Source organism: Georgenia sp. Z1344 (genome assembly GCF_057652375.1).
In genome coordinates this window covers 1,704,537-1,719,145 of record NZ_CM172728.1, presented here as the reverse complement: position 1 = coordinate 1,719,145, position 14,609 = coordinate 1,704,537, and the positions used below count along the sequence as shown (strand labels likewise).

The following is a 14,609-nucleotide window of genomic DNA, read 5'->3' as shown; positions in this document are numbered from 1 at the left end:
TGCCCCGCCACCCGCGTGCCACGGGGCGCCCGGCCGCGCCGTGCGCGGCACCACACCGGATCGGCCGGAATGCGGTCGATCGCGGCGCCGGGGCCCGGTTACCGTCGTCGGAGGCAACAAGGGTGGAGGTCCCGTCGTGGTCAAGGTGGCAGTCGTCGGGGTGGGCAACTGCGCCTCCTCCCTCGTCCAGGGCGTGCGGTACTACGCGGACGCCGATCCCCGCGGCACGGTGCCCGGCCTCATGCACGTCGAGCTCGGCGGCATCCACGTCCGGGACGTCGAGATCGTCGCGGCCTTCGACGTCGATTCCCGCAAGGTCGGCGCCGACCTCGCCGAGGCGATCGGCGCGTCCGAGAACAACACCCTCCGCCTCGCCGACGTCCCGCCGACGGGGGTCGAGGTCCTGCGCGGCCCCACCCTCGACGGGCTGGGGCGGTACTACCGGGAGACGATCAAGGAGTCCGACGCCGTTCCGGTGGACGTCGCCGCCGAGCTCCGCGGGGCCGGCGCCGAGGTCGTCGTCTGCTACCTGCCCGTCGGCTCGGAGGAGGCCGCCCGGCACTACGCGCAGGCCGCGATCGACGCCGGCTGCGCACTCGTCAACGCCCTGCCCGTCTTCCTCGCCTCGGACCCCGAGTGGGCGCAGAAGTTCACGGACGCCGGGCTGCCGATCGTCGGCGACGACGTGAAGTCCCAGGTGGGTGCCACGATCACGCACCGGGTGCTTGCCCGCCTGCTGGAGGAGCGCGGGATCCGGCTCGACCGGACGTTCCAGCTCAACGTGGGCGGGAACATGGACTTCCGCAACATGCTCGAGCGCGAGCGGCTCGAGTCCAAGCGCCTCTCGAAGACCCGGGCCGTGACGTCGAACATCGCCGGTCACCTGCCGGCGCGGGACATCCACATCGGCCCCTCGGACCACGTGGCCTGGCTCGACGACCGCAAGTGGGCGTACGTCCGGCTCGAGGGCCGCGGGTTCGGGGACGCCCCGATGTCCCTGGAGTACAAGCTCGAGGTGTGGGACTCGCCGAACTCGGCCGGCATCGTCATCGACGCGCTCCGGCTGGCGAAGCTCGGCCTCGACCGCGGGATCGGCGGCCCGCTGCTGGCGGCGAGCGCCTACCTCATGAAGTCGCCGCCCGAGCAGCGGGAGGACACCGCCGCCCGGGCCGACGTCGAGGCGTTCATCCGCGGCGAGATCGAGCGCTGACCCGCAGAACGAGCTTCCGCAGCTCGACCGCGACGAGCACGAGCGCCGCCATCCCGGTGCACGCCGCCCAGTGGGCGAGGTCCATCGACGCGGTGCCGAACGCCGTCTGGAGGAACGGAACCTCGACGACGAGGACCTGGAGGACGACCACGAGGACGATCGAGCCCCACAGCCACGGGTTGACGAACATCCGGTGGAACGCCGAGCTCGTCGCCGAGCGGGAGTTGAGAGCGTTGAACAGCTGGGCGAGGACGAGCGTGGTGAACCCGGCCGTCCGGGCGACCTCGACGCTGTCGGATCCCTCGATGAGCCCGCCGGGCAGGAACATGTCGATCGTCGTCAGCATGACCACGGCCATGACGGCGCCGACGAAGAGGATCCCCGCCCACATCCCGCGGTCGAGGATGCGGTCGTCGGGCCGGCGCGGGGGACGCGCCATCGGGTCGTCGATCTCGGGGTCCATGCCCAGGGCGAGCGCCGGGGCGGAGTCGGTGACGAGGTTGATCCACAGGATCTGGGTGGCCAGGAGCGGCACCACGGTCCCGCCGGAGCCGTCGGTGAGGCCGATGACGCCGGCGAGGACCACCCCGAGGAACACGGTGAGGACCTCGCCGAGGTTGGACGAGAGCAGGAACCGCAGGAACTTGCGGATGTTGTCGAAGATGACGCGGCCCTGACGGATCGCGGCGACGATCGTGGCGAAGTTGTCGTCGGCGAGGATCATCGTCGACGCCTCCTTCGTCACCTCCGTCCCGGTGATCCCCATGGCGACCCCGATGTCCGCCGACTTCAGCGCCGGGGCGTCGTTGACGCCGTCGCCGGTCATCGAGACCACGTGCCCGCGCGCCTGGAGCGCGTCGACGATGCGCAGCTTGTGCTCGGGCGCGACCCGGGCGAACACGCGGGTCTCCTCGACGATCGCACCGAGCGCCTCGTCGTCCATCCGCGCGAGCTCGGCTCCGGTGACCGCCGCCGCGCCCGGCTCGGCGATCCCGAGGTCGGCGGCGATGCGGCTCGCGGTGGCGGGGTGGTCGCCGGTGATCATCGTGACCCGGACGCCGGCCCGGTGGGCCTCCCGCACCGCGACGGCGGCCTCGGGACGGGGTGGGTCGATGATGCCGACGACGCCGAGGTAGACGAGGTCGTGCTCGGCGTCGTCGTCGATCGCGTCCGTGCCGTCGGCCAGGTCCGCACCCTCGGCCCGGTAGGCCACGCCGAGGGTGCGCAGGGCCTGCGCGGAGAGGGACTCGACGTCGGCGAGGGCGTCGGCCCGTCTCTTCTCGTCGAGGGGGAGGACCTGGTCCCCGACCTGGACGTGCGTGCAGTCGGCGAGCAGGACGTCGGGTCCGCCCTTGCTCATGAGGACGCGCCGGCCGTCCTCGTCGACCTCGAGGGCGGACATCTTCTTCCGCTCGGACGTGAACGGGACCTCGGCGGCGCGGGTGAACCGCCCCGCCTCGTCGGTCACGCCGGGGAACTTGCGCGCGGCCACGAGGAACGCGGCCTCGGTGGGGTCGCCCTGGATCTGCCACTCGCCGCCGGTCTCGGCGAGCTGGGCGTTGTTCGCGAGCGAGCCGGCGCTGAGCAGGAGCCGCGCCTCGTGCTCGGCCGCGGTGGAGGCGACGTCGAGGACGGCCTCGCCCTCGGGCCGGTAGCCGACCCCGGTGATCTCGATCGTCCCCGAGGCGGTGACGACCTGCTCGATCGTCATCTCGTTCTTCGTCAGGGTGCCCGTCTTGTCGGAGCAGATGACGGTCGCGGAGCCGAGGGGCTCGACCGAGTGCAGTTCCTTGACGACCGCCTTCCGGGACGCCATCCGCTGCACGCCGATGGCGAGGACGAGGGAGAGGATCGCGGGCAGGCCCTCGGGGACCGCGGCGACGGCGAGGGAGACGCCGAGGAGCAGGGTGCCGACGAGGTCGTCGGAGGTCTCGATCCCGTTGACGAGGAGCATCGCCGCCATGACGACGACCGCGATGACGACGACGATGATCCCCAGCGTCCGCGAGACGCCCGCGATCTCCTGCTCGAGCGGGGTCGGCTCGGACTCGGTGCGGTCGAGCATGTCCGCGATGGCGCCCATCTCGGTGCCCATGCCGGTGGCGGTGACGACCGCGCGACCCACCCCCTGCGCCACGGCGGTGCCCTTGTGGACCATCGACGTGCGGTCGCCGATCTGGCCGGGCTCCGCGAGCGCCGCCGCGGACTTCTCGACCGCCTCGGACTCCCCGGTGAGGGAGGCCTCCTGGATGCGCAGCGCGGTGGCCGTCAGCACCCGGGCGTCCGCGCCGACCTGGTCGCCCTCGGCGAGGACGAGGACGTCCCCGCGGACGAGCTCGGCGGAGGGGACGTCGACGAGGCGCCCCTCGCGCAGCACGGTCGAGGTCGCGGCGGTCATGCGGCCGAGCGCGGCCACGGCGTCGGCCGCCCGCGCCTCCTGGCTGTAGCCGATGACCGCGTTGAGGACGACCACGGCCGCGATGACGATCGCGTCGACCGGCGCGCCCGAGGCACCGTCCGCGATCCACGCGACCAGCGAGATCCCGATCGCCACGAGCAGGAGGTAGATGAGCGGGTCCTGCAGCTGGGCGAGCAGCGTGCGCCACCAGGGCGTGGGCGGTGTGCCGCGCAGCTCGTTCGGCCCCTCGGCCTCGAGGCGGGAGGCCGCCTCGGCATCGCTCAGGCCGGTCTCGAGGTCGACGCCGAGGAGGTCGGCGATCTCGGCCGGCTCACGGACGGACGGGTCCGTGATCGCCGGTCGCGCGGTGTCGAGGAGGGGCTCGGGGGGTGCGGAGTCCGCCATACCCCCATCGTCCCCCTCCGGGGCCAGTTCCGGGCGTCCCGCTGCCGTTTGTCCGGTTCTTCAGGCACCCCCACGCCCGACGACGACGACCCGGCGGGCAGCCTCCGCCCCGTCACGGGCACGGTCGCTCGCGCGGCCCCCGGTCTGAGCTGCTCGCGCGGCCCCGGGCTCAGTCCCCGGACTCGGGCTGCTCGCGCCACCAGGCCAGGAGCGCGGCCTCGGCGTCCTCGGTCGCCATCGGCCCCTGATCCATCCGCAGCGCGAGGAGGTGCTGGTAGGCGCGGCCCACGAGCGGGCCTGGCGTGATTCCGAGGATCTCCATGATCCGCGAGCCGTCGAGGTCGGGCCGGATCGCGGCGAGCTCCTCCTCCTCGGCGAGCACCTCGATCCGCCGCTCGAGGTCGTCGTAGGCCGCCGAGAGGCGGGCGGCCTTGCGGCGGTTGCGCGTCGTGGAGTCGGCGCGGGTGAGGCGGTGGAGGCGCTGGAGGAGCGGGCCGGCGTCGGTGACGTACCGGCGCACGGCCGAGTCCGTCCACGCCCCGTCGCCGTAGCCGTGGAACCGCAGGTGGAGCTCGACGAGACGGGAGACGTCCTTCGTCGTCTGCTTGTCGAAGGTCAGCGCGCGCATCCGCTTCGACGTCAGCTTGGCGCCGACGAGCTCGTGGTGGTGGAAGCTGACGCCCCCGCCGGGCTCGAAGCGGCGGGTGGCGGGTTTTCCGACGTCGTGCATGACCGCCGCGAGGCGCAGGACGAGGTCCGGACCCGGGACGGGGCCGTCCGGACCGGTCTCGAGCGCGATCGCCTGGTCGAGGACGGTGAGGGTGTGCTCGTAGACGTCCTTGTGGCGGCCGTGCTCGTCGACCGTCTCGCGCAGGAGGGCGAGCTCGGGCAGGACGACCTCGGCCACACCGGTGTCGACGAGCAGGCGGAGCCCGGCCCGCGGGTGGCCGCCGACCAGGAGGCGCTCGAGCTCGGCGCGCACCCGCTCCGCGGAGACGATCTCGAGGCGGGCCGCCATCGCCGTCATCGCGGCGCGCACGTCGTCGGCCACCTCGAAGCCCAGCTGCGAGACGAACCGGGCGGCACGCATGATCCGCAGCGGGTCGTCGTCGAAGGACTGCTCGGCCGTGACGGGCGTGCGCAGGAGCCCGCGGGCGAGGTCGCCCAGGCCGTCGTGCGGGTCGACGAGCGCGAGGTCGGGCAGCCGCACCGCCATGGCGTTGACGGTGAAGTCGCGGCGGGACAGGTCCCCCTCGAGGGTGTCCCCGAACGCGACGACGGGCTTGCGCGACCCCACCTCGTACTCGTCCGTGCGGTAGGTGGTGACCTCGACCTCGAGGCCGTCCCGCGCGCCGCCGATCGTGCCGAACTCGCGCCCCATGTCCCACGTGCGGGCGCCCCAGGCGCGCAGGAGGGACTCGGTGACCTCGGGGCTCGCGGACGTGGTGAGGTCGATGTCCTTCGGCGGCACCTCGAGGAACGCGTCCCGGACCGGGCCGCCGACGAGCGCGATCTCCTCGCCCGCCTCGACGAACCGCGCGGCGAGGTCGAGCACGGGTCGCGGCAGGTCGGCGAGCACCTTCATGGCGCGCACCTGGAGGGCGAGGTCGTCAGGGAGGTCGTCCGGCACCGACCAAGGGTGCCACGGCCGCCACCTCGGGCCGCAGCGGTCCTGGTCACCCGAGCAGCCCTCCCGCCGACCGGGGCACCGCCTCCTGACCGTTCCCGCCCCTGTCGCCCGGCCCGCCCTCCTTCTGACCGGCGCGGGAGTCTCTTACAGTGGACCGCATGCCTGCCGCACCGATACCCCAGCCTCGGGCCCCCCGCCCGTTGCGGGTGCGGACCCCGGGCTCCCGCTCCTCCCGCCTGCCCGTGGTCGACGAGACCTCGGCCGGGGGGATCATCGTCAAGGTCGCCGACGGCGTCGCGTACGTCGCCGTCATCGCCCGTCGCAACCGGGGCGGCCGCCTCGAGTGGTGCCTGCCCAAGGGGCACCTCGAGGGCGTCGAGACCGCCGAGCAGGCCGCGGTCCGGGAGATCGCCGAGGAGACCGGCATCGACGGCCGGGTCCTGCGGCACCTGGGGACGATCGACTACTGGTTCGCCGGCACCGACCGCCGCGTCCACAAGGTGGTGCACCACTACCTCCTCGAGGCCACCGGCGGCACGCTGACCATCGAGAACGACCCGGACCAGGAGGCGGAGCAGGTGGCGTGGGTGCGGCTGGACAAGGTCTCGGCCCGCCTGGCCTACCCCAACGAGCGGCGCGTGGTCGCCACGGCGCGGGACGTGCTGGCCGGCCGGGCATGACCCTGGACGCCCCGCGGGGCCGGGCCGCGGGGGCAGCCCTCGTCGCGGCGCTCGCGGCGACCCTCCTGTGCTCCCTCGCGCTCACGGCACCCGTCGCGGCGGACGCCGCCCGGTCGGCAGGTGCCCCCGGGTCCGCCGGTGCCTCAGGGTCCGCCGACTCCGGACGGCACGCGGGCGCCGCGGCGGACGATCCACGGAACGCCAGGACCGCCCGGACCGCTCCCGGCGACCCGGCGGACCCCGCCCCGCCGCTCGGTCTCGACGACGTCTCGCCCGCCGCGCTCGACCCCGGCGAGGACCTCACCGTCACCGTCACGCTCACCCCCACCTCCGACGTCGACGACGGCGTGCTCACGCTCGCCCTCGACCGGTCGATCCCCATCTCCCGGTCCGTGCTCGCGGCCTGGCAGTCGGGCGAGGACCCGTCGGGCCACCCGGCTGTCGAGACCGCCGAGCTCGACGAGCCGCTGGCCGCCGGCGAGAGCCGCACGGTCGAGCTCGAGGTCCCCGCCGACGACCTCGGCCTGGTCGAGGGCGTCCACGAGTGGGGTCCCCGCGGGCTCGAGGTGGTCCTCACGGACGCCGGCGAGGTCGTCGAGGTCCTGCGCACCGCCGTCGTCTGGGGTGCTCCGGCCGGGTCGCTCGAGCCGCTGCCCGTGGGGCTCCTCGTCCCGGCGACGTCGGGAACCGTCGGCGACGACTCCCTCGTGCCCGGGCTCGGTCCCGATCCCGCGGCGAGCGACACTGCTCCGGCGACGCCCCCGCCGGACGACGACGAGTCGGCGTCGGCGGAGTCGCCCTCGGGCGAGGCGCCGTCGTCGAACGAGGTGCCACCCGCGGAGTCGCCGAGCGACGCCGCCGGCACCGGGACCACGACCGACACCGACGCACCCCCCGCCGGACGGGGCGTGCTCGCCCTCGCGGACGCGATCGCGGGCACCGGGGCCACCCTGGCGCTGGACCCCGTGCTCCTCGACGGCACGGGCACCGCCGCCGGCACCGCGCTGCCGGAGCTCGCCGAGGACGACCGTCTGCTCGCGCTGCCCGCCGGCGACGCGGACCTCGCCGCGCTCGCGCACCTCGACCGGCCCGACCTCGCCCAGCGACTGACGAGCGACGGGGTCGACCGCATCGGGGTCCTCACCGGCCACGTGGTGCCCTCCCTCGCGTGGCCCGCGACCGAGGAGGTCGACACGGAGACCGTCGAGCTCGCCCACGACGCCTCGGCGGGCGTCACCGTGCTGCCCGGCCCCGTCCTCACGCCCGCGTCGGACCTCACGTACACCGTGTCCGGCCGGGCGGACGTCGAGCTCGGCGGCGCCCGCGCCCTCCCCGCGCCGGCGCTCGTCACCGAGGAGCGGGCGAGCGCTCTGCTCGAGGGCACCGTGCTGCCCTGGTCCACCGGCGACGAGACCTCCCTGTCCGACGTCCAGGCCCGCCAGCTCCTCCTCGCCGACCTCGCCGTCGTGTTCCGCGAGCGGCCCAGCGACCCGCGCCCGCTCCTCCTGGCCTACGACCGCACCACCGCTCCCGAGGCGGCGGTGGTCGGGGACGTCGCGCACGCGCTCGCGGACGCGCCGTGGGTCGAGCTCACCTCCCTCGCCGAGCTCCGGCTGGCCCCCGCCGCGTCGACCGACCCGCTCTCGCTCCCCGACCGGGTGGTCGGGGCGGGCGAGCTGGGAAGCGCCGAGCTCGAGCGCGCGGAGGCGACCGAGCGTCTGGCCGCCGCGGTCGCCACGATGACGGACCCGCCCCACCCCGTGACCGCGAGCGCCGCGCTCGCCGTGCGCACCGCCGTCTCGGCCGGGTGGCGCGACGACCCGACGAGCCGGGAGACGCTGGTCGGCGGCTGGTTCCACACGCTGACCACGGCCACCCACGCCGTCCGCGCGACCCCCACCTCCCCCATCAACCTCATCGCGTCGACCGCCGACCTGCCGGTGCGGGTGGTCAACGACGGCGAGACCGACGCGCGGGTGACCGTCGTCGTCGACCCCGACGACCCGCGGCTCGAGGCGCCCGAGGGCGTCGAGATCGTCGTCCCCGCCGGCGGTCAGGAGACCGCCCTCGTGCCGGTCTCCGCGATCGGGTCCGGCGACCTGCCGGTCCAGGTCAGGCTCGTCACCCCCGACGGGGACCAGATCGGCGACGCCGCGACGATCGTCGTGCGGGTCCGCGCGGGCTGGGAGGGCACCGGCGTGCGGATCGCGGGGCTCGTGCTCGCGCTGCTCGTCGTCGTCGGGCTCGTGCGGCGCATCCGCCGAGGTGTCCGTGTCCCGACCGGGGACGCCACCCCCGTCATCGCCGGGGACCCCGGCGCGCCGACGGTGCACGTCACCGGGGAACAGCCGGCCGTCACGGACGATGTCCCCCGCGTCGGGACCGACGCGGACGGGAGCACGGGCGAGAACGCGGACGTGCCCGACGACGAGGACCACGGGAGCGGGAGGACCGGGCGATGAACGGGAGGCGAGGACTCGCGGGGTCGTCGGTGACGATGTTCGCCGGCACGCTCGTCTCCCGCGTGCTCGGGCTCGTCAAGGGCCCGGTGCTGCTCGTCGCGGTCCTCGGGGCGAACACGGGTGCGTCCAACGCGTTCGACGTGGCCAACCGCCTGCCGAACCTCATCTACCTCCTCGTGGCCGGTGGCGTGCTCAACGCGGTCCTCGTGCCCCAGATCGTCCGGGCGATGACCAAGGACGAGGACGGCGGCGACGACTACGTCTCCCGGCTGCTCACCGCGATCACGCTGGGGCTCGCCGGACTCACCGTGGTGCTCACGCTCGCGGCGCCGCTGCTCGTGCGGCTGTTCGCGTTCGGGATGGAGGACCCCTGGTACTCGCTCTCGGTGACGTTCGCGTACTGGTGCATCCCCCAGCTGTTCTTCTACGGGATGTACACGCTGCTGGGGCAGGTGCTCAACGCGCGCGGGATCTTCGGCCCGTACACGTGGGCGCCGGTCCTCAACAACGTCGTCGCGATCATCGGGCTCGTGGTGTTCCTCGGCCTGCACGGGTCGGTCGCCGACCTCACCGCCGAGGGTGCCCAGGCATGGACGCAGGACCGGACGATCCTGCTCGCGGGCGTGGCGACCGCCGGCGTGGCCGCCCAGGCACTCGTGCTCCTGTGGCCGCTGCGGAGCGCGGGCGTCAGGCTGCGGCCGCGGTTCGGGTTCCGCGGCCGCGGGCTCGGCTCCGCCACCTCGACGGCCATGTGGGTGTTCGCCGCCCTCCTCGTCGGGCAGCTCGCCACGCTCGCGATCTCCAACGTGGCGGCCGCGGCGTCGGCGGCGGGCGACTACGCGATCGACGTGGCCGGCAACGCCGCCTACACGAACTCCTACTTCCTCTACTCGCTTCCCACCTCGCTGGTCGTCGTCTCCCTCATCACCGCGCTGTTCACCCGGATGTCGACGTCTGCGGCGCACCAGGACCTGGGCGCCGTGCGCGCCGACCTCTCGCTCGGCCTGCGGGTGGTCGGCCTGTTCACCGTGTTCTGCTCGGGCGGCCTCATGGTGCTCGCGCTGCCGCTCGTCCGGGTCATCACGCCCGCGGCCGCTTTCGCCGAGGTCGAGTCGATCGCGATGGTGCTCGTGGCCATGCTGCTCGGCCTCGTGGGCGTGGGCGCGTTCACCGTGATCCAGCGCGTGTACTACGCGTTCGAGGACGCGCGCCGGCTGTTCTTCCTCCAGCTGCCGCTCACCGCCGTCGTGGTCGTGGGCGCGTTCGCCTCCCTGCTGCTGCCCCCGCGCTGGGTGCTCGTCGGCGCCTGCGTGGCGATGGCCGTCTCCAACGTGTTCGGCGCCGCGCTGTCGTTCCTCGGCCTGCGGCCCCGGCTCGGCCACACCGACGGAGGCCGCGTGGTCCGCGCCCACGTGCGGATCACGATCGCCGCGGCCGGGCCGGTGCTGCTCGGCTGGGGCCTGCTCACCCTCCTCGGCACCGACGAGGCCGACCTCGACCTGCCCGGCGCGTTCCTGCGGGTCGTGCTCGTCGGCGTCCTCATGGTGCTCGGCTACTTCGTGGCGCTGCGCACCCTGCACGTCGACGAGCTCGAGGTCGTCGCGCGGCCGCTGGGGAACATGGTGGCGGGGATCGCCCGCCGCCTGCCCGGGCCCCTGCGCACGGGCGTCATGTGGGTCGCGGCGGTGCTCAACCCCGGGCTGCGGGGCGGCCGTGCGGGCGGACCTGCGGGCGGGACCGGTGCTGGTGAGCCCGGCGCGGGTGTGTCCGGCCCGGGAGCGCCTGGTGCCGGCGGTCCTGGCGCGGGCGCGGCCGAGGCCGACGTCCTCGACCACCGGATGCGCGGTGCCGGGACCGGCTCAGGGTCGACGTGGGGCCCGGACCCCCGCTCCGACGACGAGCGGCCGCTGTGGGCACGGTCCGCCGCCGACGCCTCCCGCCAGGCCGACGACGCGGTCGACGCCTCCCGCGACCTGCCCTGGGCCCCGCACATCGAGTCCGCGTGGGAGCCGGTCTGGAACCCGGGGCGGCGTCGTCGCCCCGAGGCTGCCGATCAGGGCCCCGAGACCCCGGGAGCCGGCGCGCCCGACGTCGGCGGACCAGGGACCGGCACACCCGGCGCGGTCGCACCGGGAACGGGGTACGGGTCCGCCGCACCTCGAGATGCCGTACCGGGCGCCGGCGCACCGGTGGGCGGATCGTCGTCGTCGGGCACCTCGTCGCCGACCGACCGGCCGCGCACCCGCCCGGACGAGATGTCCTCCCGACCTACTCCGTCCGCGCCCGCGGCGACGAGCGCCGCCACCGGCGCGTCCCCGACGATGCCCCGACGCGAGCGCGCGGACCGGCGTGAGCGGCCGGGGCGCCACGTACCTCCCTCGCCGACCGAGGCCGAGCTGGACCCGCTCACGCACCTCGACGCGCTCGACGGCGCGCCGGACGAGACCGTCGTCCGCCCGGTCCGTCCCGCGGGTGAGCACTCGCAGGGACGAACGCCCCACGACCCGCGCCGCGCACGCCGCGCGCGTCCCACCGACGGCGACGGCAGCGGGCGTGGGCACGGCGGAGCCGGGTCGGGCGGCCACGCGGGAGGACCCGGGAGCCCGACGCCGCCACCCCCACCACCCGCCGATCCCGAGCCGGAGCGGGGGCCTGACGAGCCGCCGTCGAGGCGCTCCGACCCACCGAGCCGGTGAGGCGACCGGAAGGCTGGACCTCCGGCAACTAGACTCGCGCAGGACCACGCACCGGCGCACCGCCCGCCACGATCGAGGGGGAGACCTGGACACGAACCAGGGCACCGCACCCGGCCCGCTGCTCGCGGGGCGGTACGCGCTCGGTCACGCCCTCGAGCCCGCCTCGCCCGGCGCCACCCGGTACGCGGCGCAGGACACCGTGCTCGACCGGCCCGTCGAGGTCCTGCTCCTCGACCCGGCGCAGCCGGCCACCGAGGAGGTGCTCGACGCCGCGCGCCGCGCCTCGCTGGTCGAGGACGAGCGCCTGCGACGGATCTACGAGGTGGCCACGAGCGAGGGGCGGGCGTTCGTCGTCGGCGAGCCCGCCCGGGGCACCACGCTCGCGGACTACGCGAGCCACGGACCGGTGCCGCCCGAGCAGGCGCGCGCCATCGTGGGCGAGGCCGCCGCCGCCCTCGACTCCGCGCGTCGCCACGGCGTCCGGCACCTCGCCCTCGACGCGCGGTCGGTCCGCGTGACCGACGACGGCGAGGTCATGGTCACCGGAACCGGTGTCGCGAACGCGCTCGGCGAGAACCTCGTCCTCACCCCGGCCCGCGCCTCCCGGAAGGATGCCGGGGACCTCGTCGGGCTCCTCTACCTCGCGCTCACCGGACGTCCCGTCGGCACCGACGACGGCTCGGCCCCGCCCCCGCCGGCCACGCTCGTCGACCGGGTCCCGCCCGACCTCGACGACCTGTGCGTGCGCACCTTCGACGAGGGCGCTGGTCCGTCGAGCGCCGGCGACCTCTTCCACACCCTCGCCCCGTGGGGCGACATCGACCCGCCACCGCGGTCCGTGCGCCGCTCGTCCGCGACTTCGTCCGCCGGCGCGGGCGCTGCTCCCCCGCCGCCTCCGCCCGCCGGGGGGACGACGCCGGAGCGCAGCTCGCGCGCGTCCGCCGCGGGCGCTGGTGCGGGCGCTGCAGGTATGGGTGCTGCCGGCGCTGCGGGTGCTGCCGCGACCGGTGCCGCGGGCGGAACGTCCGGCTCGGCCTCCGGCCCTGGGGCGACACCCGCGCCCCCTCCGCCTCCGCCCGCGGACGCCTCCACCGAGGAGATCTCCGCCGTCGACGACGACCGGCCCGAGGCCCCTGCCTCCGCCCCCGCGGAGCAGCGCCCGTCCTCGACGCTCGGCGGCCGCCTGCGCCGCCGCCCGGGACCGCCGTCGATCCCGCCGAGCGACGGGTCCGCGGGTTCCGCGCCTGCGGGCGCCGCTGCGGGCTCCGGTTCCACCGCGGGCTCTGCTGCCTCCGCCGGTGCCGCCGGTCTCGGTGCGGCGGCGGCCGGAACGCTCGCCGCCGGTGCGGCCGCTGCTCAGAACCGGTCCGGCACCACCGACTCCCACGACCGCGCCCAGGGCGGGCGCTCGGGCGGTCCGACCGAGGGATCTGCCTCGGGGGCCGGTGCGCCGCGCGACCCGCACAGCGCACCGGCCGGTCCGCAGGACCCGTCGAACCGTTCGCAGGACCCGACGTCCCGGCCCACGGACGGGACGTCGCGTGGACGCCGCGGCCCCACCCCGTACGGCACGCCGCCCGGTGGCACGTCGGGCACCGCCGCAGGTGCGACCGGGGCCCCCGACGGCTCCGCGCCGCACGGCCGACCCGGGCAGGACGGCGCGCCCGACCCGCTCGAGGGCATCGTCCCCACCACCACCGCGGCACGGTTCGACGCGCTCACCCGGCGGGTCGTCGGCGGCGCACGTCCGCCGGTCCGGCATGCACGGGTCGCCACGGCCCACCTGCCACTGCCCGATCCCGACGCACCGGGGAGCGCCCCCGAGCAGGGCGACGGGCGCCGTGCCGGCCGCGACCGACGTGCGGGGGCGGCTGGTGCAGCCGGCGCAGGCGCCGGCGCTGCCGGAGCGGGTGCGGGTCCCGCGTCCGCGCACGGCGCGGCCGGTGCGCCCCCTCCCCCACCCGGGGAGCACCCGGGCGCGACGACCGGCACCGTCCAGCGTGCGGGCGCCACCCACGGGGACGAGCACGCGCCCGGCACCGGCCGCGGGTCCGGCCACCCCGCGGCTGCGGGAACCGCAGCCGGCCCGGGCGCTGCCGGCGCCGGACCGTCCATCGGGGCCAAGGCCTCCGCCGCCGCGGCAGCGGCTGCGGCCGGGATCGGCGGTGCCTCCGCCTCGTTCGGCCGCTCGGTGGGCCGCGCGCGCAGCTCGATCCAGGAGCGGCTCTCGAACCCCGGCCGCCTCGAGGACGACGAGGCGGGCGAGCAGCCGCTGGACGTCCCCTACGGCACGTCCGGCTCCGACGAGCTCCCTGCCGTCGACGAGCGGACCCGCGAGGTCCCCGTCTCCGCCGCGGGCCGCTCCGGACGATCCGCGCGGGGCGGGGCGGCCGCGTACCGGCCCGACGACGGTGCCGACGCGCGCGACGACGGTTCGCTCATGGACGACCGGGTGGCTGGTCGCGAGGTCGGCCGCGGGACCATCGACCCGATGCCGTGGGTCGTCGTGCTCTTCCTCGTCGTCGTCGTGCTCGGCGCCTGGTGGGCGACCCGGACCCTGATGACGCCCACCTCCGCGGTCGAGCTCCCGAGCGAGACCCCGCCCGTCGTCACACCCGACCCGGTCGAGGAGAGCCCGTCGGAGGCGCCGACCGCCGGGGCCGACTCCGACCTGCCGGCCCCGGTCCTCTCGCGCACCGAGCTCGTCGACCCGGAGGGCGGCGGCACGGACAACGCGGACACGGCACCCCTGGCGGCGGACGGTGACATCGACACCTACTGGCGGTCGCTGTCCTACCAGTCCCCCACCTACGGGGTGAAGTCCGGCACCGGGCTGCTCGTCTGGCTCGAGGACATCAGCGCGGTCAGCGGCCTGACGATCGACACCTTCGCCGACGGCGAGGGCGGTCACGTCGAGATCCGCGTCTCCGACCCCGCCACCCCCGGGGAGGGCGCGCTGCTGGCCGAGGGACCGCTCGAGGCCGGGGAGACGACGTTCACGTGGGACACGCCCGCGCAGACCGCCCACCTCATCGTCTGGATCACCGAGCTCCCGACCGCCGGGACCGACGGGGCCAACCGGGCGGAGATCGCCGAGATCACCGTCCAGTAGCGGGGCGAGCACCACC

7 protein-coding genes are annotated in these 14,609 nt (G+C 75.6%); 5 read left to right on the top strand and 2 right to left on the bottom strand.

Annotation, left to right across the window (positions count from 1 at the left end; genetic code table 11):
* Window positions 1-136: 136 nt before the first annotated feature.
* Window positions 137-1,210 (top strand): inositol-3-phosphate synthase, encoded by a 1,074-nt coding sequence (locus tag AC24FB_RS07695; protein WP_425714000.1) that lies wholly within the window; start codon window positions 137-139, stop codon window positions 1,208-1,210.
* Here AC24FB_RS07695 and AC24FB_RS07690 read toward each other — a convergent pair.
* The gene (locus tag AC24FB_RS07690) at window positions 1,185-4,013 is read right to left on the bottom strand and encodes a cation-translocating P-type ATPase (protein ID WP_425714001.1); all 2,829 of its coding nucleotides are present in this window, start codon (window positions 4,011-4,013) and stop codon (window positions 1,185-1,187) included. The two genes, AC24FB_RS07695 and AC24FB_RS07690, sit on opposite strands and share 26 nt — an antisense overlap.
* 169 nt (window positions 4,014-4,182) lie before the next feature.
* Complete coding sequence (locus AC24FB_RS07685) at window positions 4,183-5,598, bottom strand: CCA tRNA nucleotidyltransferase (protein WP_425714047.1); 1,416 nt, start codon at window positions 5,596-5,598, stop codon at window positions 4,183-4,185.
* A gap of 218 nt (window positions 5,599-5,816) precedes the next feature.
* Here AC24FB_RS07685 and AC24FB_RS07680 point away from each other — a divergent pair, with 218 nt between their 5' ends.
* The 4 genes from AC24FB_RS07680 to AC24FB_RS07665 all read left to right on the top strand — a co-directional run bounded on the left by AC24FB_RS07680 (window position 5,817) and on the right by AC24FB_RS07665 (window position 14,593).
* A complete protein-coding gene (locus AC24FB_RS07680) occupies window positions 5,817-6,323 on the top strand; it encodes an NUDIX hydrolase (protein WP_463653321.1) in 507 nt (168 codons plus the stop codon).
* The gene (locus AC24FB_RS07675; RefSeq protein ID WP_425714003.1) at window positions 6,320-8,785 is read left to right on the top strand and encodes a DUF6049 family protein; all 2,466 of its coding nucleotides are present in this window, start codon (window positions 6,320-6,322) and stop codon (window positions 8,783-8,785) included. The genes AC24FB_RS07680 and AC24FB_RS07675 overlap by 4 nt, the downstream gene beginning before the upstream one ends.
* Entirely contained in the window at window positions 8,782-11,481 is a 2,700-nt protein-coding gene (murJ, locus tag AC24FB_RS07670) for a murein biosynthesis integral membrane protein MurJ (RefSeq protein WP_425714004.1), read from the top strand. The genes AC24FB_RS07675 and murJ overlap by 4 nt, the downstream gene beginning before the upstream one ends.
* Window positions 11,482-11,680: 199 nt before the next feature.
* Complete coding sequence (locus AC24FB_RS07665; protein WP_425714005.1) at window positions 11,681-14,593, top strand: hypothetical protein; 2,913 nt, start codon at window positions 11,681-11,683, stop codon at window positions 14,591-14,593.
* Window positions 14,594-14,609: the final 16 nt, after the last annotated feature.